Below are 25,893 nucleotides of genomic sequence, written 5' to 3'. Positions count from 1 at the left end.
CCGTTCACGTATTATTCCTAGGCATGATGTTTTTGTCAGCGCTTAATGCTGATACCAGAACGGCACTCGATGGGCCAAAAATAGTGTCTGCATTAAAACAGAGTTATGGAGAACGCGCAGCTAAACGTGGCGTAGCTTGGCTTAACTTGATGCAAACAGATGCCGAGTTATCAGAAAACGAGGCATTAGAAAAAGTGAATCGTTTTTTCAATATGTTCCGATTCATTGATGATATTAAATTGTGGGGGGTTAAAAATTATTGGGCTACCCCAGTGGAATTTATTGGGGTTAACGGAGGGGATTGCGAAGATTATTCTATCGCTAAATATTTTACGTTGTTGGAATTAGGCGTGCCCGATGAAAAAATGAGGATCACTATGGTCAAAGCGCTTAACCTCAATCAATATCACATGGTGCTTGCTTATTACGCTACGCCTGCATCTATCCCCCTTATTTTGGATAATATTGACGGCCTAATAAAACCTGCAACTAAGCGTAATGACTTGTTACCTGTTTATAGCTTTAACGCCAGTCAGTTATGGCTGAATAAAAGTAGAGGACGCAGTGTTCCTACAGGGAATTCTACACGTCTTAAGCGTTGGCAGGATTTACGTCAGCGGATCAATACCGCAAAACTTAAACAACCCAAACTGAAACTGGAGTTTTAAAGCCATGACCCTATTTCGACAAGTAAACTCATTACTCTTTGGACTTTTTTTGCTCGTAATGGCCAGTTTAGTTTATTTTCAGTTTACTCAGACTCGTGATTTTATGAGTCATCAAATGGAGTCTGATCTTAACAATACTATGACGTCTTTAGGGTTAATGTTGCAGCCCCATTTACAGACTGGCGATATGGTCTCGGCTGAAACTTTAGTGAATGTTATTTTTGAAGGAGGATTTTATCGTAAAGTCACCTTAAAATGGTTAGCAGATGGAAAAGAGCAGACGTGGGAAAACCCCATTGTTATTGAAGGTGTGCCACAGTGGTTAATTGATTTAGAAATATTTGGCATACAAAAAAAGCAAACAACTATTACCTCTGGTTGGATGCAGCTAGCGACCCTTGAGATAGAAGCTCACCCAGCACTAGGATATCAACAACTGTGGCGCATTATGAACGACACTCTGATGGTTTTGTCATTGTTATTTATCATTAGTATTTTTGTACTTAGGTTCAGACTTAAGCATATTTTAAATCCTCTACATGAAATAGCGTTACAGGCAAAGGAATTGGGACAGAGGAAATTCGGACACGATATAGACATGCCCGCAACCACTGAATTAAAAGATGTGGTAGGTGCAATTAATTCAATGTCTGGCCAGCTAAAGCAAGTTTTCACCTCACTCGATAAAGAAGTTAGTGAGCTCAAAGACGATAAACTTGTAGATCAGGTGTCGCATTTGCCCAACCGCCAGTATTTATCTGCGCAAATTAATAATTGGCTAAATGAGCCAGGATTTGGTGGGCTTATCTTGGCCAAATTCGATTGGTTGGAAGATATTCATAGTCAATATGGTTATCAAGGGCGAGATCAAATTATAAAGGTGTTGTCTGAAAGGATGCAGGCTGAACTTCCGAGTATTGCCGAGGGAGTGATAGCTAGAATTGCCAGTACTGAATTTGCATTTTTGTTGACTAAAGCTGAGCATCACCAAATTGAAACCTATATACAAACCCTGATCAGAATAATTAACCAGGAAATTACTAAAGCAGGCTGTACGGCTAATAGTAAATTTGCCTTAGGTATCAGTCAGCGCATTGCCAATATGCAACCCACTGATTTGTTATCTCAATCTGATAATGCCTTACAACAAGCCCTTAAAGAAGAAAAAATCAGTCATTGGATAGATACACAACAACCACAGAAATATAGTAGAGAGCAATGGCGCACTAAACTCGTTGATGCTATCAATAACAGTCATTTTAGCTTTCAATGGCAAACCGTCACCGATATGCAAGCTGATGATATTATTCATCGTGAATTATATTGCCGACTTAGTATTGACGACAAGGTAGTTAATGCCTCTGAATTTATGCCTTTTATTGATTTGCTGTCCCTTGGTAGCGAGCTTGATAAATGTTTGTTGGCGACCATTAAACAAAAAGATATTTTGGCTCTTACAAATCAACCAATTGCAATTAACTTGAGTCAGCATAGTTTGCAAGCTCCTGAGTTTCACCAGTGGCTGACGACATTTTTACAAGAATCGACACATGCACAGCAGATGTTGTTTGAAATACCAGAGTCGGCATTAATAAATTCATTTGAACATTGTCAAAATATTGCTGAGATAGTCCGCGCTGCGGGTGCAAAAATTGGGGTTGATCAATGTGGGCGTCAAATAGGTTCTCTGGACTATTTACAAAAATTGCAACCTCACTATATTAAGCTCGATCAGTCTTTTGCATTTTATGAGAAGGTAAATCAAAGCAACGAAATGTGCCGCGCCTTGATTAATGTTGCCAAAGGCTTAAACATAGACGTGGTTATTACAGGTATTGAAAATCAGGAGCAATTACAGCAATTTAGGTCTCTTAGGGCAGATGGCTACCAAGGTTATATTTCCGCCCCAGAAGATGTTTTACAATAATACATTTTAATGCAAGCGGGGTTATTCACCCGCCACTTGCATATTCTCAATCAGCACTGAACCCGTTTGTATACTGCCGCGGGTTTCTTGCTCTGCACCTATGGCCACAATATTCATCAGCATGTCGGCTAAGTTACCGGCAATAGTGATCTCGTGCACTGGGTATTGAATGACGCCATTTTCTACCCAAAAACCTGCTGCGCCTCTGGAGTAATCACCCGTCACTATATTTACCCCTTGGCCCATTAATTCGGTGACCAATAATCCCGTCCCTAATTTGGCGAGCATTTCTTTATCGGTCTCGCCGGTATGTTGAATAAACCAGTTGTGAATGCCACCAGCATGACCCGTGGTGTTCATCTTCAGTTTACGGGCAGAGTAGCTGGTTAATAGGTAACTATTGAGTATCCCTTGACTTACCACCTTTAGATCCTGGGTTCTCACGCCTTCATGATCGAAAGGTGAGCTGGCCAGTCCTTTTAAAATATGGGGACGCTCACTGATGTTAAACCAACTTGGCAATACTTGCTGCTCTAGCTTGTCTAACAAGAATGATGATTTTCGGTACAAGCTACCACCACTAATGGCACTGATAAAGTGCCCAAATAAACCCGCAGCGATTTCGCGATCAAACAACACCGGCACCTTGCAGGTTTTTACTTTGCGGGCACCTAGTCTGTCTAGGGTAAATTGTGCCGCTTCTTGGCCTAATTGTTCTGGACTGGTTAACAGATTGGCTTGACGGCTTACCGAATAACTATAATCGCGCTGCATATCGCCGTCTTGCTCGCCTATCACCACGCAGCTCATGTTATAGCGACTACTGTTGTAACCGGCTAACATGCCGTGGCTGTTACCATAGACTTTTGCGCCTAAATTGGCGTTATAAGAAGCGCCATCTGAATTAGTGATCCGGGAGTCTACATCTAATGCGCTGGCTTCGGCGGCAATCACTTGCTGTATGGCCTGTTCAGTATCTAGCTCTATGGGATGAAATAAATCTAAATCGGGATATTCAAATGCCATTAGCTCTTTTTCAGCTAAACCAGAGCAATCATCGTCACTGGTGTGCTTGGCAATTTCAATGGCTTTTTCTACGGTTAGAGTTAAGGCTTGAGGTGATAAATCTGCAGTAGAAGCGCTTCCTTTTTTATTACCTTTATAAACAGTAATGCCTAAGCCACCATCATTAGTAAATTCAACGGTTTCCACTTCTTTTAAACGTGAAGACACCGCAATGCCTTCGATTTTAGACATGCTTGCCTCGGCCTGAGTTGCCCCTTTGTCTTTGGCTAATTTTAAAACGTCTTCTACTATGCTTTGAATTTCTGCTAATTGTTGTTGCATAAGGCCTTCATTATTTGACTACACATTACTGCTTAACGACCTAAACATAAGGTACGCCATGCTTCTAGTGATTTTCCGTGTAGTTTATTCTCGCTGTGGAGGTTACAATCTGACAATAGTGTATCACTAAAGATAATGACATGGTCGCCCCGAAAAGAAACAAAGACGTCGAAGATGCATTCGACTTAAATGAAGAGCACGAGTCTCTCAGTAAAACTCAAATTAAAGCGCAAATGCTAGAAATGCAAAAGCTAGGCGAGTCCTTAGTGCATCTTGGACAATCCTCTTTAGCAAAAGTCCCAATGGAGCCAGAATTGCTTGAGGCAGTCATGCTGGCACGTAAGATATTACGCAAGAAAGAAGGCTACCGCCGACAGCTGCAATTAATTGGTAAAATAATGCGCAGTGTCGATATTGAGCCTATCGAGCAGGCCTTAAACAACATTAAGTCTGCTCATAAAAAAATAAATGATGCCTTTCATGAAATTGAAATTCTCAGAGATGACATTTTGCGTGAAGGTAATGACAAAATTGAGGCAACTATTGCCGATTATCCACAGCTTGATAGGCAAAAGTTACGACAATATGTGCGACAGGCCAATAAACAGCAAGCTGAGAACAAACCGACGAAAGCCTCCCGAGAGCTTTTTCAATACTTAAAACAAATCATAAACGGATAATACTTATGGGTATACGTATACTATTTTTTGCCTCTTTTTTGACACTTTTCGGGCTTAGCGGTTGTGGTGGTGTTTCTGGTGAAAATGGTAGCGATCCATTTAATAACGAACAATCAGCAACCAGCAGCATCATAAAAATTGGATTTTTTACACCCTCTGGTGAATTTATAGAGGGCAAAGTTGGGGTATCGATGCCATCTGAAAACGGTGTGTTTGAAATAAGCGCTGGCGGCTCTATCGGTCTCAATATCGCTTTAGTCGATACAGATAATCAGCCTGTGCCTGAGGCTTATGTAGCAAATTTCAGCTCAAATTGCGTGATTGCGCAACAAGCCGTACTCAATACCGACCTTAGTACGGTTAATGGTGAAGCAACCAGCACCTATACCGACCAAGGTTGTGCCGGAGCTTCGGGGGCTATTGATCAAATAACGGTAACAGTTGAAACCACTACCCAAACCTTAACCGCCACGGAACAAATTAGCATTAGACCCGAGGTAATTGGTGGCATCAGCTTTTTATCAGCAATACCCGAAAGCCTAGTATTACAAGGGGCAAGTGACATAAGTGCGTCTCACTCAACAGTGAGCTTTGTTGTAAGTAATGACAGAAACGCCCCTTTAGCCAATCAAGAAGTGGAGTTTTCTATCACTTCAAACGCCGGCAATTTGAGCTTAGAAAGCTACCGCGCTATCAGCGATGAAAACGGCGTAGTTTCAACAAAATTGATGGCGGGCACCGCACCAGTATCAGTAAGGGTCAATGCCAAGGTAGTGGCAGCATCAGGTGAGACTATTCGCACCCAGTCTGAGGCACTCTCTATAACCACAGGTTTACCTAACCAGCGTAGTTTTACCCTTAGCGCCGATGTGCTAAATCCTGAGGCCGGTAATTATAACGGTGAAATTGTGAGTTTGACGGCGCGCTTATCCGACACTTTTAGCAATCCAGTTCCCAACAATACCCTTGTCACTTTTACCGCCGAAGGGGGAACAGTAGAGTCCAACTGTGTCACTACTGATGGGGCCTGCTCGGTTACTTGGATAAGTGGAGAGCCTAGACCCGCAGATGGGCGAGTAACAATATTAGCCACTGCAATAGGCCATGAAACCCTGTTTGATAGTAATGGTAACAATGTATTTGATGATGAAGATGGCGGCGCAATAGCTGAAGATCCTCAAACGGATAGTGGCTTTGGAGTCACCCCAGCCGGTCAAACAGGTTTTGTTGATTACTCAGAGGCTTGGCTCGACGACAATGAAAATCTGCAATGGGATCCCACAGAGCGCTTCTTAGATTACAACAATAACCAGCAATTTGATGAGGCTGATACACTATTTAACGGCACCCAATGCCAAGCCACTGATATATGTGGGCAAGGCGCGGCAGCTACTTTGCAAGTGCGAAAAAGTCTAGTCTTAGTCATGTCAGGCAGCGCGTTATTAGGCAGTGTGTTTGATAATAATGATGACTTGTACGCCAGCAACAACCCAGATTTTAACAACGCCAATGTCAGTATAGCGGCAGATGCAAAGCATAGTTTCACAGCGGTTTTTACCGATAATCACGGTCAAGTTCCAGCATTTGGTTCTAATGTCTCTATCACCAGTAGTGCGGGAACAGTCACAGATATCAGCTCAACTGTTATCCCCAACACCAATAAAGAACAAGCATTTACCCTATCTTTTGCCATTGAAAATACCGAAAGCGCCCCCGTTACGGCAACGGTTAAGGTGAGTATCACATCAGCAAAAGGGATTGTGAGCACAGTAAGCTTTACTGTGGATCTTTTGTAACGTTGCCCGAACTTACAATAGAATAGCTATTACTTCATTCGAGCGCTTTGATTAGGTGCTTTTAAATCTCGCTGAGTAAGCAATTATTAAGATGAATTGGTATAAGATTTGTTGCTAAAGAGCATATGCTCTTTAGCTGCTTGCAGGGTGTTAAGGGATTAAGCCGTGCCGCCTACTGTTAATTCGTCTACCTTAAGGGTAGGCTGGCCAACACCTACCGGTACACTTTGGCCATCTTTACCGCAGACACCCACCCCTTTATCTAAGGCTAAATCATTCCCAATCATAGAAATTTTTTGCATAGCTTCAGGACCGTTACCAATCAGAGTGGCGCCTTTAATGGGCGTAGTAATTTTGCCCTTTTCGATTAAATAGGCTTCCGAAGTAGAAAATACAAACTTACCTGAGGTGATATCAACCTGACCACCACCAAAGTTAGGGGCGTATATACCTTTATCTATGGACGCTATGATCTCTTCTGAAGAATGTTCGCCCCCAAGCATATAAGTATTGGTCATACGGGGCATAGGTAAGTGCGCATAAGATTCGCGGCGGCCATTGCCGGTAGGGGCCACGCCCATTAGTCGGGCATTGAGTTTATCTTGCATATAGCCTTTAAGGATACCGTCTTCGATCAGTACATTGTACTGAGTAGGTGTACCTTCGTCGTCTACCGAAAGCGAGCCTCGTCTGTTATCTAAAGTACCATCGTCTACCACAGTGCAGCCTTTAGCTGCTACTTGCTCACCGATGCGACCTGAGAAGGTCGAAGCGCCTTTACGATTGAAATCGCCTTCTAAACCATGACCTACTGCTTCATGTAACAACACGCCCGGCCAGCCGTTACCTAGCACCACTGGCATCTGACCCGCAGGAGCAGCCACAGCTTGCATATTCACTCTGGCCATATGTATGGCTTCATCGGCTACTTGTTGGAAGCGAGGGCGACCATCGTCATCGGCTAGAAAATATTCATAGGCAAAGCGTCCACCCGCACCTGAGCTACCTCGTTCACGGCGTCCGTCTTTTTCCATCAATACCGAACAGTTAAAGCGGATAAGTGGACGGATATCGGTACAAAAAGTGCCGTCTGTGGCGGCAATGAGTATTTCTTCGTATACACCACTAATACTGATAACCACTTGGCTAAGGGCACTTTCTTGTTGGCGAATATATTCATCTGCTGCCCGTAATAAGGCTATTTTTTCTTGCTCTTGCATGGCTAAAAGTGGGTTTTGGGCACTATAGCGGCTACTAGGGTGGCTTTGCTTGAGCGCAGATATTTTATGTTTACCCCCTAAAGCTGAAATACTCCGAGAAGCTCTGGCCGCTTTTAATAGGGCTTCTGGGGAAATTTCATCTGAATAGGCAAATCCGGTTTTTTCACCACATACCGCCCGTACACCTACACCCCGCTCAATATTGTAACTGCCCTCTTTAATGATGCCGTCTTCTAATACCCAGGTTTCATGTTGGCTTGACTGAAAATACAAGTCGGCAAAGTCGTTGTCGTGTTGATATATGGAATCTAGTGCCGTCTCTAATGTGGCGCGAGTAAGATCTGATGCATCTAGTAAGTTTTCTTCTACCAAATTAGACAAGGTGACTCCTGAATGTGTTGTGCTGATAAACTGGCATATTGGCGCGAATATCGGCGAGTAAGTGGTGATCAATGGGGGCATGTATCATGCCGGTATTTTGGGGCAACTCTAGCAGTTTTTCGCCCCAAGGCGAGATGATACAGGAGTGACCATAAGTTTGCCGCTTATTCCTGTGTGTTCCAGTTTGGTTGGCGGCAACCAGATAACATTGGTTTTCTATGGCGCGGGCAGTCAGCAAGGCCTGCCAATGGGCTTGCCCAGTTTTAAAAGTAAAGGCAGCAGGTAAGGCTAATATATCTAATTGGGCGATTTGTTGCATGGCGGCAAACATGCCAGCAAAACGAATATCGTAACAAACGGCTAAACCAAGGGTGCCAAAAGGCGTATCAATAACGGCTAATTGACTACCGGGATGGGTATAACGGGACTCAAGATAGGTGCCGGTATTATCCGCTATTTGTACATCAAAAAGATGTATTTTTTGGTATTCAGTAACAGTCTCACCTTGGTCATTTATCAACAAACAAGAAGCAGTGAATTTATTAGGATCACGGTTTTCTTTTGAGGAACAAACAATAGGCAAGCTGCCAGCCACAAACCAAATACCATAGTGTTTTGCGAGTTGCTTAAGTTTTTGTTGGATCGGCCCACGCCCCAAAGGTTCGGCAATCTCCAGTAATAATTTGTCGCCACCACCAAAACAGGCGAAACATTCTGGAAGTACCACTAAACAAGGCCTTTGTTTGGGCAATAACGCAAGCTGCTGCTCTACAAATAACAGATTGTCGGCTACCTGAGGTGACGAACTCATTTGCAGTGCGACCACAATAGGATTAGTGCTATCCACTGAGGGGGATCTCGTCAGGTGCTTGAATATCAATGGGTGTGTCTAGTTGTTGATCAATAGGTTGACTTGGTTGCTCGACTTCAGGTTTGACACTGGCAGGTAAAGACACCTCTTTGCTGTTACGGCCGAGTTCTTTAAGCTGGGGATCATCTAAAGAGCCGGTAAGTGAGAATTTAATATTGGATATCACTTTAGCTGAGGTCAACATTTGATCCAGCGCCAATGCAGCCAAAGCCGTTGCGGGATTAACCATCCAAGCGACTATTACCGGTAAGCTAGAGGTGACATTAGGTGAAAACTCGATTTGGTAATTAAGTTGTTGTGCGTTTAGATCGGTATAGCCTTGCATGGTCAATTCGCCTGCCCCGCCATCTACAACAGTATCTTTGGTATGAACAACGCCATTTTCTACCTGAAAACTACCGTCAATTTTGTCGTAGAAAAATCCCTTAGCAAAAATATCTCTAAAATCGAGTTTCAGTTTACGAACTAAAGAATCAAGGCTTAACAAAGTAAATATGCGTGAGCCTTGGTCACTGACTTCAGTTAAGTAACCATCCGACAAGCCCCAGTCAATATGCCCCTTAAGCGTCTCGAAGTTAAACTCGTAAGGTGCCTGATCCCAACTTAAATCAAATTGAGCACTGGCTTTGGAATCTTTTATCCCCGAGTCCAATTTGTAATCTTTCAAAAAAGCCCCAAAATCAGAGCTGTTAAACTCCCCGGTTAAATGGGTACTGCTTTGATTTTTATCTAAAAACCAATCGCCTGAGCCGTAAAAAACACCATGGGCGTTATTGAATCTTAGTTGCTCTATTTTCATTCCCGAAGCTGCGCGAGATAATTTAAAATCCACCTTCCCAAGGTCGTTGTCTAAAAACCGGCAACGGGCACAGGAAAAGTTTATGGGAGGTAAGTTGTCTATGTCAGCTACAAAATGATTAGCATCAGAAACCTGACCGTCAATACCTGTTGGAATATCTTGCCAACTAGCTAAATCAATAAAACTTGCATCAATATTTACACCTTTACTTAACCAATCTTTAGACAAAGCAAGGTTCACCCGAGCTTCTGTTGCGTTGATATCAAACAGCCAACTATCGCTGGTATTTTTAACTACCATCTCAAGCCCCGTCAGTCGTTGCGCCGCTATCACTGCACTATCCGCATTAACAAAAATACGTTTTGGTGCGCTAATCAGCGATTTTTCGCTGTTGTCAGGAAGGTCATCAACCAGGGTATTAATAAAGGTATACCAAGGGCTAACATTCAATTCTGGCAAAGTGGCTGAAATGCTAAATCCTAACCCCATTCCCATTAAATCTGCTTGGCCTATTGCCAAATGGGCCCGAGAAAACTGCATATCTTGGTGGGGTAAATTACCGTTAAATTCTATGTCTTTCCCCAAGGTAATTTTAATCAAAGAGGCTTGTTGATTGCCTTGGCTAGTCACTAATAATGGTAAGGATTGATCAGCGGTTTTAGCAAAAGGCTTAGGTAATTTTGATCCTAAGTGAAGAAGGTCACTCGATACCTCTGCGAAATACTGGTATCCACCTTGAGTGGGAAGCGTCAAGGCAATATTGGCGTTCCAATTACTCGATCCAGACAGATATGTTTTTAAGCCACCAGCAAAAGTCTCAAGTAAAGGGTCTACTTGCCATTGCCCTTTTACATTAATGTCGGTTTGATAACCAATGTCTTGTTGCTCTCCCGTCAAAGAGACGCGTATTGGCTGGCGTAATAATTGCCCTTTAAGGTCGTTTGCTGTGACCTCACTATTAACAAAACTCACCGTACCATTAGTTTGTTGTAACAGAATATCTAAGCTCGGCAGTGCCACAATATTATCGCTTAACTGCACTGAGCCTGTTGCTACTATAGGTTGGTCATAAAGAGGAATATGCAAATTGAGCTTTGTTGCCAAAGAACCACTTACTTGAACTTGTTGCAATGTCTTTCCTAAGGTGTCTGCTAGGCTACTTTGCAACATTAAGTCGGTTACTTGTTGCCCATTGGCTTGGGCATTAATATCTATTGAGAGTAGCGCATTGTTGGTAAGCTCAGTGATACTTGCTGACAACTTAACCAGCTCTACATCCAATAGCCGACCTTTCTGGCTAGTCATAGTCAAGTCGGCGTTTTCGAACAGTAGATTTACATCAAGATTACTCAAAGTGGGCCATTGCTTGTCAAATTTCAGCTCAGCTTCAACCACTTGAAGCTGAGCTTGAAAAACCCCTTGATTCTGATCAAAAGGAAAAGAATCTAATGATCCATGCCATATTAGTTGACCATTGATAACTTGACCTTGTAACAATGAGTCGACCAAATACTTTTTGGTTTTAACCCCCATAAGTTGTGAAGGATAAAGTTGAGGTAATGTTGCCACATCAATCCTATCGACTGTTGTTGCAAATGCTAAAAATTTATCTAGACTTCGGTAAAAAAAATGAGGACGCAGACTAACAACATCGCTCTTAAACAAAATGTCCTCTGCCAAAATACTGAAATTTTCAGAAGCAGTATGGATATACAAATCTGCATAAAAGCGTTGATAATCAATATCATTTTCCAGCAGTTTATCAATCAATAGTCGTCCAGATTTGGCTTTTAAATTTAAACGTCCGTTACCATTATACCAATTTAATTCTGTTGCCAGCCCTGCCATGCCTGGCATAAATTCTGTTTGTTGCCACTGTATATCGCTCAACGAGGCATTGACAGCCACCTCTCCACTAAGGGAGCGGAAGATGTCTATTGAGCGCAATGTTGCTTGGGGGTGCAGTGATTCGAACACCGATACTTGACTAGGCGCCAAGGCAAGGTTCAGCATGGGGAGTACTGGGGCCAATTTTAGCGGCTGTTTATGTTGTAATGTCATGGCTCCTTTTGGGTCAATTTTACCTACCCAGTTTGAAACCAATACATTGTCATTAATCTGCATAGTTAAATTATGAAGATTAAACATCCACTCATTATTTACAGGAATTGCATTGACTTGGCCTCCTAGTATCACTGCGTTTAGGTTATTTTCTGGGGTAGCATTGTCTAGACTTTGCCAATTAAAGTGGCTATTTGACAAATCCAGTTGCAGTGATTGCAAGGAGTTTTCTTTTATGGCTGCCCACATCACAAAACTACCACGACTCTCAACTAGCTGTTTGTCACTTGGTAGCAATTGTTTAATCCAAGGAGATAGATCGACCTCTTCTCCTTTAGCGAAAAAAGTACCATATAAGTTTTCCTGATTACCATATAAATCAAGCACAAAGGATGCTGAATTTCGAGCTATTTCTTCTACCTGTAGCTGTCCAACTCCTTGGTGGTGATCACCTTTATTCACCCATGATACTTGGTCAATAAGTACAACTTGTCGATGCTTGTTTCTAGTGTTGATGATTATTTTGCTTTGACTAATAGAAAACAGCTGTAACTGTTGCAAAAATAATGTTTCTAAGGCGTCGACAATTGGATATTGATTATTCTCTTGTTCCAATGATGCGATATCTATACTGACTTCCATCTGTCGCAAATCAAATTTATTCGCTTGTATTTGCCTAGCTCGAACAGACTCCCAGAAATTGACCTCTATGGCAGTTTCCGCAATATTGAGACTAATAGGGGACTGGGCGTTTTGGATCAACTGGATATCACGAAGTACAATAGCAGGACCTATCCCCTGCCATTTTGCGCTGATTTCTCCTATTTCTATCTGGGCGCCAACTTGCCCTGACAACCATTGTTCTAGATAGCTTTTTTGATCATTCAAATAAGGAAGTGAATAACGCACCACGCTCAAAGTAACGGCCACCACAACCAAGCTCAAGGCAACCAGTGCCCAGAGTTTTTTTATTAGATAAGCGACATAATATGACGCACTTTTGGTTTTGGTATTCACGTTTAGATTACTTACATCATGACAACATCAAATTTGTCTTGGTTGTATAGAAGTTCAGTATGGACCTTAATTTGTTTGGTGACGAATACTTCCAGTTCAGCCAACATATGAGACTCTTCACCCAGCAAAGCTTCCGCTACAGCGGGAGCTGCATAAACGACAAACTTGTCAGCATCATAGGCACGATTAACCCGTACAATTTCGCGCATGATTTCAAAACAGACAGTTTCAACTGTTTTAACCGAACCACGTCCTTTACATACCGGACACTCACCACATAACACATGCTCTAGACTTTCTCGGGTTCTTTTGCGGGTCATTTCAATCAAGCCTAAAACCGTAAAACCATGAATATTGATTTTGGCTCTGTCTTTATTACTTGCCACCTCAAGGCTATGCAACACTCGTCTTTTGTGGTCCTCTACTGTCATATCAATAAAATCGATAAGGATCATCCCACCCAAGTTACGCAATCTAAGTTGACGGGCAATGGCTTGAGTCGCTTCAATATTGGTATTGAAAATGGTTTCTTCTAAGTTGCGATGACCCACAAAGGCACCAGTATTAATGTCGATTGTGGTCATGGCTTCGGTTTGGTCGATGATCAAATAACCACCAGATTTTAAATCGACTCGTCTTTCTAAAGAGCGCTGACACTCATTTTCTACATCGTATAAATCAAAAATGGGACGTTCGCCTGGATAATACTCCAAAAGTTTATGTAACTCCGGTACATACTCCTTAGTAAAATGTTGCAGCTCTTGCAAAGACAATTTTGAATCAATTCTAATTCGATCTAATTCTGTACCTACAAAGTCTCTAAGTACACGGCGTGCTAAAGGCAAGTCTTCATACAAAATATGGGACTTGTTTTTCATACGTGAACGTATTTTTTGCCATAGACGTTTTAAGAAATCCGCATCTTGAGTTAGCTCTTGTTCTTTAACACCTTCGGCCGCTGTACGTAAAATAAACCCCCCATCGTCACTACAAAAGTCTTGAACTATGGATTTAAGGCGATCTCTTTCTGCCTCATCTTCAATGCGTTGCGATACCCCAACGTGCCCGACACTTGGCATAAAAACCAAGTAGCGTGATGGAATGGTTATGTCAGTGGTTAACCGCGCCCCTTTAGTGCCAATTTGATCTTTAACCACTTGCACCACAATATTTTGCCCATCTCTAACCAGCTCTCGAATATCACGTTTTTCAATATGCTGAGGTGAAACATCTTCCTCAACTTCACTGTGCATGGCAATGTCAGATGCATGTAGAAATGCCGCCTTGTCTAACCCAATATCCACAAATGCCGCTTGCATACCAGGTAATACTCGACTGACTTTACCTCGATATATATTCCCCACAAGACCGCGCTTGGTGTGCCTTTCTATATGGATTTCTTGCAAGATCCCATTTTCAATCAAGGCCACGCGTGACTCAGAAGGGGTAACATTGATTAATAGCTCAGCACTCATTCATGACCCCAAATTCAGTTAATAACATTCTTGTTTGATATAAAGGTAGCCCTACTACCGCGCTATAACTACCTTCAATGTATTTCACAAATTGCCCACCTAAGCCTTGAATACCATAACTTCCGGCTTTATCTTGTGGTTCACCCGTTTGCCAATACCATTGCATTTGTTGTGTTGTTAGAGGCCCAAAACAAACTTGAGTTTCAAGCACTATGGATTTTTGTTGTTGGCCATTGGTTATCGTCACAGCGGTGAATACTTGGTGAATGTTATCAGACAACATACTCAGCATACGTATGGCATCCGACTTGTCTTTAGGTTTTCCCAGAATATTACCCTTAGCAACAACTATGGTGTCTGCACCCAAAACCGCCTGAGCACTATTATATTGTTGATAACCTAGAGAGGACTTTTCCTGTGACATACGCCGTACATAATCTATTGGTGCTTCATGATTTTGTACAGTTTCGTCAATATCCACTGAATATTGACTGAACACTACCCCTATTTGGTTAAGTAGTTCAGCCCGCCGCGGAGACTGAGAAGCAAGAACTAGCATGACTAACGTAAACGCAGTTGGCGACGTACTTTACGTAAAAGCCAGAACATCCAAGGCCAAATCACCATAGAACTGGCTACGGGCCAAAGATAATCAAATAAAAAGTAAATATCGGTAATAAGATGTTGCAGCCAAAAAATAATCAAATTAAACAAGGCTGAGATAATGCCAATAATAACGGACTGCTGCCAAACCGAATAATTACGTAAGCGTTTATAGTTTGCCACCAAAACATAAATACATAGGCACATCGCAAAACTATGCACCCCAATACTGGTGCCTAATAGTATATCGAGTATCAGTCCAGTAAAAAAAGCCACACCTACATTGACGCGATTGGGCAATGCCAACGCCCAATAACTCAAAACCAATAAAACCCAATCTGGGCGATACAAATCAGCCCAGGCTGGCATTGGCATAATCTGCAATACCAAAGCGACAATAACGCTAAGGGCGATAGAATAATGGCGTAATCTCATTTTACCGAGATCTCTGCTGGTGACGTTTCCTCAATCACCCGATCTGACCAAAGCAATAATAAGTACTTTAGGCGATCTAGCTGTGCAACAGGTTTAGCCCTGACTTGTGAAAATGGCCTACTTTCGTCTCTTAAAATGGATGAAATTTCGGCAACCGGATAACCCTCGGGAAATACATTGCCTAAGCCTGAGGACAATAAAAGATCCCCTACCTTTAAATCACTACTATGAGCAACATGGGGGATCAAAAGCTCACTTAAACTTCCTGAGCCTGAAACCACCAAACGTACATTGTTACGAGCAACCCGAACAGGGATAGCGTGAGTAACATCAGCAATCAGCAACACTCGACTATTTGTTGAGCTCACCTGCATAACTTGGCCCACAATACCTTTGTCATCTAACACAGGCTGGCCTTCAAAGACGTCGTCAATAGCACCTTTGTTGATAACAATTTGATGACTGTATGGATTGTTATCTACCGCCATAAGCTCAGCAACTACCTTACGGGTACTATGTTGCACAGGAGAATTGAGTAAATTGCGCAACCGTGCATTCTCTTGTTGTAAAAAAGTGAGCAACTGCAAGTCGCCATTCATCAGCACAGCATCATGGGTTAACTTGGCGTTTTCGCTAAACAAACGATCATGGGATACTAAACGACTCGCGCTAGAATTCAGTAATTGGCCGGGTAAATTCGCTAGATATTGTAATGGGCTGACTAAGGAATTAAGAAAAACACGGGTGGTGCCAAAACCATCAAACTTGTGATCAAATACAATCAGAAACACAGAGAGCAATAACGCCAGAGCTAACCTGTTAGGCAGAGAAGGACCGCTTGAAAACATTAAATTCATTATTGTCTGCCTAAAGGCGACTAAGTGCCGCCTTGTTTACTTTAAAGTCGGGTATGGTTATTCGTAACTAAAGAGATCGCCTCCGTGGATATCGATCAGTTCAAACGCTTTACCACCGCCTCTAGCAACACAGGTTAAAGGATCATCGGCAACAACTACGGGAATACCGGTTTCTTCCATAAGCAGACGGTCTAAGTCTTTTAATAAAGCGCCTCCGCCTGTTAACACCATGCCACGTTCGGAAATATCGGACGCCAACTCTGGGGGGGATTGTTCAAGGGCTACCATCACTGCTGAAACAATACCGGTTAACGGTTCTTGTAAAGCTTCAAGAATTTCATTGCTATTAAGAGTAAAACTGCGAGGTACACCTTCCGCTAAATTACGGCCACGTACTTCAATTTCTTTTACTTCTTCACCGGGGTAAGCGGCACCAATTTCATGTTTGATGCGTTCTGCGGTTGCTTCGCCTATTAGCGAGCCAAAGTTACGTCTAATATAAGAAATAATCGCTTCATCAAACTTGTCGCCACCAATTCTAACTGAAGACGAATAAACGATACCGTTAAGAGAAATGATCGCTACTTCTGTGGTACCACCACCTATATCGACCACCATTGAGCCCGTTGCTTCTGATACGGGTAAACCAGCGCCAATAGACGCAGCCATTGGCTCGTCGATTAAGTAAACTTCACGAGCCCCGGCACCTAAGGCCGATTCACGGATGGCACGTCTCTCAACTTGAGTTGAACCACAAGGTACGCACACTAACACTCTGGGGCTAGGGCGCAAAAAATTATTATCGTGCACTTGTTTGATAAAATGCTGTAGCATTTTTTCGGTCACATAAAAGTCTGCAATAACCCCGTCCTTCATTGGACGAATAGCTTTTATATTACCTGGGGTTCTACCTAACATTTGTTTAGCTTCACGCCCGACTGCCGCAACACTTTTGGGGCCTCCTGAACCGCGCTCTTGACGAATAGCAACAACAGATGGTTCGTTAAGGACAATACCTTGATCTTTAATATAGATAAGCGTATTTGCAGTACCGAGGTCGATTGATAAATCGTTGGAAAACATTCCTCGTAGCTTTTTGAACATGTAAAAACCGCACTTTGATTGAAAAGAAAAATATTGCGCTAACTGTACCAATGCACTGAGATTTCGGCAAGTACAGAGCATCAACCAAGCAATAAAAATAGTAGTTTAAGAGGGTTTTTATCTATTAATTGCTAAAACAGACAATCTGTCTTGGTATTAGGCTTGTTATTAGCCCATAAAAAATCCCGATACTAAGTCGGGATTTGTAGAAATCACAGGGGCTGTATAGGTTATTGCTCCCGTACAACTCTAAAACCTATATAGTTAGAGCGAAAACTGCTATCGATCTCCATACGTGTCGAAACACGCGCTAATCGAGGTGCAAAGTTCCAAGCACCGCCTCGCACTACAGAGTGGCCATCCGATTGATTGCTAGTGGTCCATTCCCAGACATTACCTACTGTATCAAAAAGGCCAAAATCATTGCGCTCAAATGAACCCACAGGCGCGGTACTGACATTTGACCATTGGCTGCCACACCAACCACAATTAGCGTTATCGGTACTCACACCCTCTCCCCACCAATAGTCTGTTTCTTTTCCTGCTCTTGCAGCGTATTCCCAACGAGCTTCGCTAGGTAATTTATAGGCTTGGCTGCTGGCTTTAGAGATCCAATCAACATAAGCCTTAGCATCATGCATACTAACGCATACTACTGGATTATCAGCATTTTGGACGAAACCAGGAGAACGCCAATTTCTATCGTCCTTCCACACAGCTTGGCCATCTTCATATGCGGCACAACCTTTTTGTTTTTCAGCTTCGGTAACGTAACTTGTTGCATTAACAAAAGTCTCAAAGGCTTTAACGCTTATTTCTGTTTCACTGATACCGTATGACTGTTTTAGATCTTGCGATTGTACAGGGCGCTCGTTTTCAAGACCTACTCCTGTGATATCACCCATGCGAAAACTGCCTGCTGGGATCACCACTAAATCGGGACCGGCAATGTCTCCGGCTAAAATATCCTGAATTCGCTCACCTTTACTAAAAGTGTACTGTGAACGTGCCAGTTCAATTTTTAAGGTTTTTGACTCAGACAGCGCCACTTTTTGACGTTTTGATTCAAAACCACGTTTTACCACTTCTACGTCATGCTCACCTGAAGGCAACATAACTTGTAGCTTAGTCGAACCATAACTGACTCCATTAATAAAAACTTCATCATCAAATACATTTGAACGTACAGTTAACTCGTACATCACTGATTCATCAGTGGCCATAGGTAAGGTGCTGATGGCTGCAACTTGAATCGCATCATTGGCCTTAAAATTAACACAGTAGCGTCTATCTAATCCCAACAGCTCACAACCTTGAGAGCGTTTTAAATTGCCTTGCAGCTCTAAATTCATTTTAACGTTAAAATTACCTTGGCCGCTAAAGTTGCTCTCAGCCACTTCACTGCGTAACACTTGTACCGAGGCATCAGAGGTTTGTCGTCTTTTTTCTGCTTCTGCAGATTCACTTAATCCACTATAAATACTATCTAAAAATCGCTTTGACGCTTTCTGCTTGGCTAGGGCTTTGCCTCTATCACTACATTTACCAAAAGTTTCGTCTTTGTCACAGCTAATGTTATGGCTAACAGCTACCATTTCTTGACGATTGAACTCTTGGTATAAACGGTCGATTCGTACGCTATTTAGTTGCTCTTTTAGGCCTTCTATGGTGTTGAGTAAGCTATGCTTTGAGACCTGCATTTGCTCTACTTCTTGTAACTCATCTTGCCATTGGTTGTATTTGTCGGTAATAGCATCTTTGATCATTTTATGGGTTCTTACGGCTTGTGCGTAAGTTTTCATAAACTGAGAGATATCCAATTCTGGATCATCAATCACTTTCTCATATTGTAGATTCATTTCAATTAACGATGCCTGCCTATCCGCATCGGCTATTGCTGCATTTTGACGCAGTTCCGAAAGCTCAATTTCTGAGCTCGCTGCACTAGCAATTTGAGCCTCAAGTGAGCTGTTATAATTGTCGTATTCGGTTTGTTTTACAGATATTTTGTTTTCAACGTCTGCAACCGATAAATCGGCGGCCAGAATACTTTGGCTAAACGAAAGAGCTAAGATAAGAGTAAGTTGAGCTATAGGGTTCATTATTCGGTTCCAAACGGGTTGCACAATGGCAACTATTTTTATTGTGATGATATTAATCTGGCATAACCTAAGCAGATCACAACTTTGCGAGGCCTATGCTATTGAGTTACAACAAAAAGCGCAAGCATGTTGAATAGGCAAACGTGATTTTGTTCACATTTACCTCTGATAATTTGAGTTAATTGTAAACTTCTCGCCATTGGATGATACTGTCATTCCCTCTGAACAAGCCAAAGGTAACAGTAGCCTCAGGCGAATCTTCAGAGTCAATAAATCCATCGCCATTCCAGTCATAATTTAGATACTGCGTCCAATCGACATTTAATGCTTCAGGGTCTAAGGATACCTTTACTTGGCCTTGAATACCGGGTCCCAACAGACTTTCACCAGGTGCACTTAGGGCAAATTGATCATCTACCGATTTTCCTGAAAGTAATTCACCTGTACTTTCAATCTCACCCAATAAATTAGTATCATAGCCATCAATAGGCGTAACAATAATTTCCCCTGCAGCTTCAGTAAAAGCAATACTAGTACAATTATCTTCGGTGTTGGTGAGCCATTGCCCATTATCATAGTATTCTGCTTTTATGGGGACATTGAGTTGCTCATTTTCCGGTCCATAGGTACTTTCTAACTTTAATCTTCCATAGCGCATTTGGGTACCGGTGACATCCACAATATCCCAGCCTAAACAAGTGTTGTCGTTATAACTCAGTTGATAACAAATAGCGTCTTGGTCACCGTTTTGATCGGTAAAAGTACTAGTAAAAAATTGCTGAGTGAATGCAACTGTAATATTGGCTTCAAACGGACTTACAGGGACAAAAGCGCTGTTGTCATTGGGGCTAACTTTGTTGTACCGAAAGCGCCCATTGATAATAGAGACGGTTCCAGTGCCATCATAATTATCATTATTGCTCACTATTGGCGCATCGCCTAAATCAATCACACTGGCCGAGTTGTCTGCTGCATAGACTGAGCTGTCGAGGTAACTTACATTGCCCTCTAAAATCAGTTCATCAGGAAAATAATTCCAATGAGCACCACTATAATTATTGGTCTTTGCATCCAGTGCATTGTAGGCACTTAAAGTAAATTCTGGAGCACTTACAAAGCCAATATTTTGCCCTATATAACTAAAGGTGTTATTGCAGGTATGGGCCAATACTGGTTGCTCAGACAACTCAACCTTAAAATAGGCTGGATAAAAATCGCCTAGCAGTAACTTATCTTTTGATGAGATAAGATTCCCTAGATAATCGGCATCTCTTAGGTCGATTTCGATGCGTCCTACTTCAGTATAATAAGCTTGGGTAAAACGGTATTCACCGGCTTCAAAATGCCCATCACCACTTATATCAGCGATATTTGAAAAAGCGCCATTACTTGCTTTTTGCCCTGTGACGGAATATCTAAACCGCCCATTGTCACCTACATTGTTTGGTATGACCCTAGTAACTTGTAGTTGCGGCGTTTCGGCATGATAGTTAGGTAGCAATTGATCATTTACACCATAAGCCCCAACCACAAAAGTAAAGTCTTCACCTGCCACATAGTTATTTTGATTACCTACGCCACTGAAGAGCAATTCGCTTTGGGTTACGCCTAAGGCCAAATAGCTAGGATAAACGTCAACAGGCTCTTGATCTGAGTGATTAAATGTCACGCCATCGACTGTTGCTGCAACACTGATCGTTATGCGGCCGGCATCCGGGTAATTCAGTACATCTAAACTTGCCACGCCAGCGCCATCAAACTCTACTGTTATCAAACCTGAGTTCACGCCTGTGCCATCACCCACAACAGCGATGCCATTAAGGGGCGTAACACATTGGTTAGGCGAAACACAATCATAAGACAGCTCAATTTCCTGCGGGCCTTGCAATAAAGCTTGGCAGACATTTTCAACATTTCGAACCGCACGTACGTTCACATGCACAAAATCAGCAGCGGCTAGTTGATCAGGCAATGGCTCAGAAAAATTTGCTCCGTATATCTCAAAACCATCATTTGAAAAGCTGATGTCGCAAGTTTCATTGTCACCATTGAAACAGTGTAAATCGGCCTCTGGAATTGCACTGACTTTAGATAGAGTGAAAGTGCCTTCATCCGTTATTTTTAAGCTAATGGTATGCTCACCAACAAAAACAAAAGGATTTTCACCTTCCCACCCTAATGGCGACAACTGAATCGCGGTTTCTTGATCATACAGAATGTCACAGTTTTCATCGGCACAGGCTTTTATGATCATTGTTTCTGCTTCGCAGGTAAACCCTTGGGCGTCATGCTCTATTCGATAATGGTGCACACCCGCTTCTTGACCACCACAAAAATCCCCATATTCAGTCGCTGCCATTTCCTCATCTTTATAGGTGATAGTTGACTGGCTTCCTAGGTCAATATTAGCAGCGCTAACCGCACCAAAAGCGTAACTTGATGAACCCATTGATAAATCGCCGGCCACGTATAAGCTGCCGCTAAAAGTACTATTGTTATTAAAATTTACGTCAGAGGAAACATGCATTGCTAATTTGCTGGCGTCACCACTAGAGTTGATTGAAGGAGAATTTATAAGGCCGGGGGATGGAAAATTAACACTTTGATTAACATAAATTAGTGCCGTTCCAGTACCTTGAATAATGATCTCAGATTGACTATTTAAAGACAATTGATTGAACCAATAAGTGGCCCCAGCTTGAAGGTACAAAGTATTTTTGAAGCCTAATACCAGTCTATCAACAAAGTATTCACTGTGAGAATTTGAGAACGTAATACTTGCCTGTGAAGCGCCACCAGCGTTGATATCCTTGAATTCGTTACTGGCAAAACTGCCGCTGCCTATTTCTACTGATTGTTTAAACCCTAATGGAATATTTTTGTCACTAGAGCTGTTCTGAAACACCACTTCCGAAGTGTCTGATGGCGTACCTCCAGCTTCACAGTCACCTGCTGAATCACAGGTGTTTTTATTTGATCCACCATTTTTACCGACAGTGCCAGTAGCCAGCAATTTGTCATCGCTACCAAGGAGCTGTGAATTATACCCAAAAAATATATTACCACTGTTACTGTGTGTGGATGCCCCATTGGGAAAGACCCCCAGACACTGAGAAGGTTCTGCTGTATTTTTGGTAAAAGTGATTTCACAGCTAGTACCATTTAAGTCATCTACGCACTTAAATGGCCCTTCTGGTACAGGATTTTGGATTGCGAGTACTATGGTTTGTGGAGTAAGAACATTTAGATTAGTTGTCGCTTGTCCATTGATAAAATTTAACGCAGTGTTGCTAAAATTGCCCTCACCCAAGGAGAGCACAATATCTGCACCTGCTTGTTCAGATAGCAATATAGAACAATTTGAATTTGCACAAGCTTTGATAACGATTGCTTGAGCTTTACTAATATCTCCACTAGCACTATGTTCAATTTGAAAATGGCTTAAAGTAGCGGCTTCATTGTTTGAATAGCCAGGAGTAGTTTGACCGTTGCAACCAGCTTGCCAGTCATCACTTACCCCTCCATTACTAACTCCATCAGCCACTGTGCAGGCTTGATCTTCATTGCCATTTTGACGGATTTCATCTGCATAATCTGGATACTTTTCAACACAATCGTACTCAAATTTAGGGTTATTCTCATTGCCGTTACCTATGTAGTAAACTAAATTCCCGTCGGCATCTAATAGTAAAATTTCCTGCCTAGTGTTGTGAAGTGAGATCTCGGGAATGATGAATAAATTAGTATTCTCCATCAGTATTTCGTTATCAATTGCAGCTTGAATACTGGCATCTTGCGTAGAAGATGCAAAAATTATAAATCGTCCCTCTGCTGTATTGTTATTCCAAGGGATCGTCACATCACCTATAGTAACAGTAGAGTCATTATTACCTGGACCTCTTAAAATAAATTGCCAACCGTTTAAATTTTGTGGTCCATCATTTACAAAAATTTCTATCCAGTCGTGGTTAGCGCTTTCACCATGATAACTAAATTCGTTTACTATCACCTTACCGGCAGTGGCTGCAACTGGTGCTGGGCAAGTCAACCCTTTTGGTGGTTTTGCAGCAAAAGTAGGAACAGCGAAAAGTAACATTACTAAAAATAAAATTTTAATCATCTTGAATGCCATCCACATACACTGTTCTGTTTACAACAGTACTGCCAGCTTTACATTTTCCGGTACTTGAAAATGTCCAATAAGTAAGGTTTTTTGCCCCGTCAACAATTGTTTTTGGCCCATTCATCGCTGCACTGTATTCACAACCTTCAAGCCCTGCCACCCCGTCAAATACTCTTAAATTGGGATGACTACAGCCTGCACCAAACTCATTGGCTACAGCACATTCAACGCCAGCCCTTGCTGCATTTAGTGCCCTTTGGCCTAACACTTCATGAATAATAGTGTTTGATGATGCGGACAATAATCGCGTCATGGTTAAGCCTAACAACGCAAACACGATGATCACAAACAAAGCAATCACCAGCATACTGCCTTTTTGACAAGAATGACGCACTAATAAATGAGTTGAATTGAGTTCAAGGGACATTGGGAATATGCACCTCACTGCTGTAATTGATGATTTCTTCATTGCGCTCAAAGGCCAAAAGAATGTGCACCAAACTATTTTGGGTCAAGGTTGCCTGATATACAGTAAACAAGGCTTCATTTACATTATCAAAGTCATTGTTGATATGTTCGGCCATTAAAGTCCCCGTCAAATAAACAGTTTGCTCTTGAGTAAGGTTACCTTCATTGCGATAGATACTACGATTACTTTGGCGGGCGCAGTAGCTCACTGTTTTACGGGCAATAAATAAACGCGAAGCGGGTGAATGGTCGGTAAATGCACCGCTAACGGTTAATCTGGCGATGCCCCCAGGGTCATCTGCTGTTTCACAATCAGTATCGGCACCGTTATCTTCGCAGCTGTTTATTTGTTTGCGCTTACCCTTGGTTAAGTCATATACGTCATGTTTATCAGTAGGATACACAATGGCAAAATCACCAGCAGTTAACCTAAATCCAATAGGATTATTTGCAAACTCAACTATGTTGGCCGAGGTTGAGGTATCCGGGAAAACAGATAAATGGCTGTAAAAACTCACCCACTCTGCAGGCACAAACTCAATACACTGGATACTGTTACTGTCGTTTGACTTTACCCGCACACTGTTAGGAACAGCCATACGTAATTCACGTGTGAGTCGCTCCATCAAAAAGCGACTATCACCTAATAATTGATTGCGCTCTGTGGTATCTGTGTATATTTCGATGCCAGTACGAATAAATCCAGATATGCCAACCGACACCACACCTAATACTATAATGACAGTAATCAGTTCAATTAAGGTAAAACCTTTATTATTTTTAGTGTCAGAGCGCAGCATCAGTAATTGCTCCGAAAGCTTGAAAATACGATAGCTTCTTCACTGGGAGTAGTGATGGTTAAGGTAATCAATTTAGTGTTGCCTATATAGCCACTGCCGCCAACTATGGCATCATCGATTCCATCCATGTTGTCGTCGTACACCACTGTCACTGTTGCTGAAAATCCTTCATATAAGTTGGCACCACCTAGCGAGACACTTTGGTTTAAGGTGTTTTTTATATCCCCCCCTGATTCTGATAATCCATGATAATCATCAACATCATCGAAACTTTCACGGTTGTTACCGCCTTCTTCAGGGCCCAAATTTCCACTGGTTGTACATAAGGGAACGATATTGCTTGAGCACAGTTCAGACTCTCCGACACGGTTTGATGCTTCATCGAAAGATTTGCTGAAAATTTCACTCATGAGGGACTGACCTAACTCAGTGGCACGCACTTGGTAAATAGGTTCGATACTTCGAATAGCCTGAGGAACAATTAGCGACATAAACAACACTAAAGCAACGGCAAACACTATGATGCCAATCACCAGTTCCATCAAAGTAAAGCCCTGTGTATGTTTAACACCCATGGATATATCCTTGAGATTCAATACACACAGACACCGCAGACTCACCTGTTAGGGTTATTTTACACTGGCTTGCACAAGCAATCTGGCCATCTCCATCAATGGGGCGACCTAAGCCGTCAAAATTAATAAAATCTCGATCGGATGTTAAACTAACACCTTCATCACCCATTTCGGTGGCACTAGTAGCCAGATACTCTGGATTACTAAAGTCAATTTCGCTCGAACATGTGGCGACTGCAGCATTAGGCGCGTCACTGATATAATCCAAGATAGGAGGACCAAAAGCAGCTTGGGTTTTATCGAAGTTTAATTGGAAGCAATAGCCAAGCCGGTTGTCGTGCATGGCGCGAGTTTGCATATTGCGAAGTGATGAAATTAACCTTGCTTGATAGGTGTGTTCTGAAAAGCCAGCCGTACCTGAAAATCGGCTAAATACGGATACCGACAACACACTAATCAAAATAATAACAATAATCAGCTCAATAAGCGTAAAGCCAATTGATTTTTTATAGGATGTCACTGTATTCACTATCATTTTTGCGTAGGCATAAAATGACCATACACCTAATCAAACCAAATATGGG

The 25,893-nt window shown here is 42.2% G+C and carries 19 protein-coding genes; 4 read left to right on the top strand and 15 right to left on the bottom strand.

The window, feature by feature from the left end; genetic code table 11:
- The first annotated feature begins 23 nt into the window (after nt 1-23).
- A complete protein-coding gene (locus tag Q0688_RS01770; RefSeq protein ID WP_299072462.1) occupies nt 24-668 on the top strand; it encodes a transglutaminase-like cysteine peptidase in 645 nt (214 codons plus the stop codon).
- 4 nt (nt 669-672) lie between these two features.
- Nucleotides 673-2,595 (top strand): EAL domain-containing protein, encoded by a 1,923-nt coding sequence (locus tag Q0688_RS01765; RefSeq protein WP_299072337.1) that lies wholly within the window; start codon nt 673-675, stop codon nt 2,593-2,595.
- Nucleotides 2,596-2,616: 21 nt separating this feature from the next.
- On the opposite strand, the gene pmbA is transcribed toward Q0688_RS01765, so the two are convergent.
- Entirely contained in the window at nt 2,617-3,942 is a 1,326-nt protein-coding gene (pmbA, locus tag Q0688_RS01760) for a metalloprotease PmbA (RefSeq protein WP_299072334.1), read from the bottom strand.
- A gap of 140 nt (nt 3,943-4,082) precedes the next feature.
- Here pmbA and yjgA point away from each other — a divergent pair, with 140 nt between their 5' ends.
- Both yjgA and Q0688_RS01750 read left to right on the top strand, forming a co-directional pair.
- The gene (gene yjgA / locus Q0688_RS01755) at nt 4,083-4,622 is read left to right on the top strand and encodes a ribosome biogenesis factor YjgA (RefSeq protein ID WP_299072329.1); all 540 of its coding nucleotides are present in this window, start codon (nt 4,083-4,085) and stop codon (nt 4,620-4,622) included.
- A gap of 5 nt (nt 4,623-4,627) precedes the next feature.
- A complete protein-coding gene (locus Q0688_RS01750; RefSeq protein WP_299072325.1) occupies nt 4,628-6,418 on the top strand; it encodes an Ig-like protein, group 1 in 1,791 nt (596 codons plus the stop codon).
- A 158-nt stretch (nt 6,419-6,576) separates the two neighbouring features.
- On the opposite strand, the gene tldD is transcribed toward Q0688_RS01750, so the two are convergent.
- From tldD to Q0688_RS01680, 14 genes are all read right to left on the bottom strand, one after another.
- Complete coding sequence (gene tldD, locus Q0688_RS01745; protein ID WP_299072322.1) at nt 6,577-8,019, bottom strand: metalloprotease TldD; 1,443 nt, start codon at nt 8,017-8,019, stop codon at nt 6,577-6,579.
- Nucleotides 8,012-8,830: a carbon-nitrogen hydrolase family protein gene (locus tag Q0688_RS01740; RefSeq protein WP_299072459.1), complete on the bottom strand. Its 819-nt coding sequence runs from the start codon at nt 8,828-8,830 to the stop codon at nt 8,012-8,014. The genes tldD and Q0688_RS01740 overlap by 8 nt, the downstream gene beginning before the upstream one ends.
- Before the next feature lie 28 nt (nt 8,831-8,858).
- On the bottom strand, nt 8,859-12,767 hold the full coding sequence (locus Q0688_RS01735) for a YhdP family protein (RefSeq protein ID WP_299072319.1): 3,909 nt from the start codon (nt 12,765-12,767) through the stop codon (nt 8,859-8,861).
- A gap of 11 nt (nt 12,768-12,778) precedes the next feature.
- Nucleotides 12,779-14,242: a ribonuclease G gene (gene rng, locus Q0688_RS01730; protein ID WP_299072316.1), complete on the bottom strand. Its 1,464-nt coding sequence runs from the start codon at nt 14,240-14,242 to the stop codon at nt 12,779-12,781.
- A complete protein-coding gene (locus tag Q0688_RS01725) occupies nt 14,232-14,801 on the bottom strand; it encodes a nucleoside triphosphate pyrophosphatase (protein WP_299072312.1) in 570 nt (189 codons plus the stop codon). Before Q0688_RS01725 ends, rng begins: the two co-directional genes overlap by 11 nt.
- Nucleotides 14,802-14,803: 2 nt before the next feature.
- Entirely contained in the window at nt 14,804-15,280 is a 477-nt protein-coding gene (gene mreD, locus Q0688_RS01720; RefSeq protein ID WP_299072309.1) for a rod shape-determining protein MreD, read from the bottom strand.
- Nucleotides 15,277-16,137 carry a rod shape-determining protein MreC gene (gene mreC, locus Q0688_RS01715; protein WP_299072306.1) on the bottom strand — a complete coding sequence of 287 codons (861 nt, stop codon included), beginning with the start codon at nt 16,135-16,137 and terminating at the stop codon, nt 15,277-15,279. The genes mreD and mreC overlap by 4 nt, the downstream gene beginning before the upstream one ends.
- Before the next feature lie 57 nt (nt 16,138-16,194).
- The gene (locus Q0688_RS01710) at nt 16,195-17,241 is read right to left on the bottom strand and encodes a rod shape-determining protein (protein WP_299072303.1); all 1,047 of its coding nucleotides are present in this window, start codon (nt 17,239-17,241) and stop codon (nt 16,195-16,197) included.
- Between the two features lie 230 nt (nt 17,242-17,471).
- Nucleotides 17,472-19,343: an SUMF1/EgtB/PvdO family nonheme iron enzyme gene (locus Q0688_RS01705; RefSeq protein WP_299072300.1), complete on the bottom strand. Its 1,872-nt coding sequence runs from the start codon at nt 19,341-19,343 to the stop codon at nt 17,472-17,474.
- A gap of 178 nt (nt 19,344-19,521) precedes the next feature.
- Complete coding sequence (locus Q0688_RS01700) at nt 19,522-23,463, bottom strand: DUF6701 domain-containing protein (RefSeq protein ID WP_299072298.1); 3,942 nt, start codon at nt 23,461-23,463, stop codon at nt 19,522-19,524.
- The gene (locus Q0688_RS01695) at nt 23,456-23,893 is read right to left on the bottom strand and encodes an MSHA biogenesis protein MshP (RefSeq protein ID WP_299072296.1); all 438 of its coding nucleotides are present in this window, start codon (nt 23,891-23,893) and stop codon (nt 23,456-23,458) included. Before Q0688_RS01695 ends, Q0688_RS01700 begins: the two co-directional genes overlap by 8 nt.
- A complete protein-coding gene (locus Q0688_RS01690; protein WP_299072295.1) occupies nt 23,883-24,734 on the bottom strand; it encodes a PilW family protein in 852 nt (283 codons plus the stop codon). Before Q0688_RS01690 ends, Q0688_RS01695 begins: the two co-directional genes overlap by 11 nt.
- The gene (locus Q0688_RS01685) at nt 24,734-25,309 is read right to left on the bottom strand and encodes a prepilin-type N-terminal cleavage/methylation domain-containing protein (protein WP_299072294.1); all 576 of its coding nucleotides are present in this window, start codon (nt 25,307-25,309) and stop codon (nt 24,734-24,736) included. Before Q0688_RS01685 ends, Q0688_RS01690 begins: the two co-directional genes overlap by 1 nt.
- Nucleotides 25,299-25,829: a prepilin-type N-terminal cleavage/methylation domain-containing protein gene (locus tag Q0688_RS01680; RefSeq protein WP_299072291.1), complete on the bottom strand. Its 531-nt coding sequence runs from the start codon at nt 25,827-25,829 to the stop codon at nt 25,299-25,301. Before Q0688_RS01680 ends, Q0688_RS01685 begins: the two co-directional genes overlap by 11 nt.
- Between the last annotated feature and the right edge of the window lie 64 nt (nt 25,830-25,893).

Origin of the sequence: uncultured Paraglaciecola sp. (assembly GCF_937123705.1) — a bacterium.
Lineage (GTDB): Bacteria > Pseudomonadota > Gammaproteobacteria > Enterobacterales > Alteromonadaceae > Paraglaciecola.
Note: the sequence above shows the minus strand (reverse complement) of the source record. Positions and strands in the feature narration are given on the sequence as shown.

Excerpts from the sequence above, each read along its gene's own strand:
- Q0688_RS01770 (WP_299072462.1), top strand. The coding sequence starts at position 24 with ATGATGTTTTTGTCAGCGCTTAATGCTGATACCAGAACGGCACTCGAT.
- Q0688_RS01765 (WP_299072337.1), top strand. The coding sequence starts at position 673 with ATGACCCTATTTCGACAAGTAAACTCATTACTCTTTGGACTTTTTTTG.
- pmbA (WP_299072334.1), bottom strand. The coding sequence starts at position 3,942 with ATGCAACAACAATTAGCAGAAATTCAAAGCATAGTAGAAGACGTTTTA.
- yjgA (WP_299072329.1), top strand. The coding sequence starts at position 4,083 with ATGGTCGCCCCGAAAAGAAACAAAGACGTCGAAGATGCATTCGACTTA.
- Q0688_RS01750 (WP_299072325.1), top strand. The coding sequence starts at position 4,628 with ATGGGTATACGTATACTATTTTTTGCCTCTTTTTTGACACTTTTCGGG.
- Q0688_RS01740 (WP_299072459.1), bottom strand. The coding sequence starts at position 8,830 with ATGAGTTCGTCACCTCAGGTAGCCGACAATCTGTTATTTGTAGAGCAG.
- rng (WP_299072316.1), bottom strand. The coding sequence starts at position 14,242 with ATGAGTGCTGAGCTATTAATCAATGTTACCCCTTCTGAGTCACGCGTG.
- Q0688_RS01725 (WP_299072312.1), bottom strand. The coding sequence starts at position 14,801 with ATGCTAGTTCTTGCTTCTCAGTCTCCGCGGCGGGCTGAACTACTTAAC.
- mreD (WP_299072309.1), bottom strand. The coding sequence starts at position 15,280 with ATGAGATTACGCCATTATTCTATCGCCCTTAGCGTTATTGTCGCTTTG.
- mreC (WP_299072306.1), bottom strand. The coding sequence starts at position 16,137 with ATGAATTTAATGTTTTCAAGCGGTCCTTCTCTGCCTAACAGGTTAGCT.
- Q0688_RS01710 (WP_299072303.1), bottom strand. The coding sequence starts at position 17,241 with ATGTTCAAAAAGCTACGAGGAATGTTTTCCAACGATTTATCAATCGAC.
- Q0688_RS01705 (WP_299072300.1), bottom strand. The coding sequence starts at position 19,343 with ATGAACCCTATAGCTCAACTTACTCTTATCTTAGCTCTTTCGTTTAGC.
- Q0688_RS01700 (WP_299072298.1), bottom strand. The coding sequence starts at position 23,463 with ATGATTAAAATTTTATTTTTAGTAATGTTACTTTTCGCTGTTCCTACT.
- Q0688_RS01695 (WP_299072296.1), bottom strand. The coding sequence starts at position 23,893 with ATGTCCCTTGAACTCAATTCAACTCATTTATTAGTGCGTCATTCTTGT.
- Q0688_RS01690 (WP_299072295.1), bottom strand. The coding sequence starts at position 24,734 with ATGCTGCGCTCTGACACTAAAAATAATAAAGGTTTTACCTTAATTGAA.
- Q0688_RS01685 (WP_299072294.1), bottom strand. The coding sequence starts at position 25,309 with ATGGGTGTTAAACATACACAGGGCTTTACTTTGATGGAACTGGTGATT.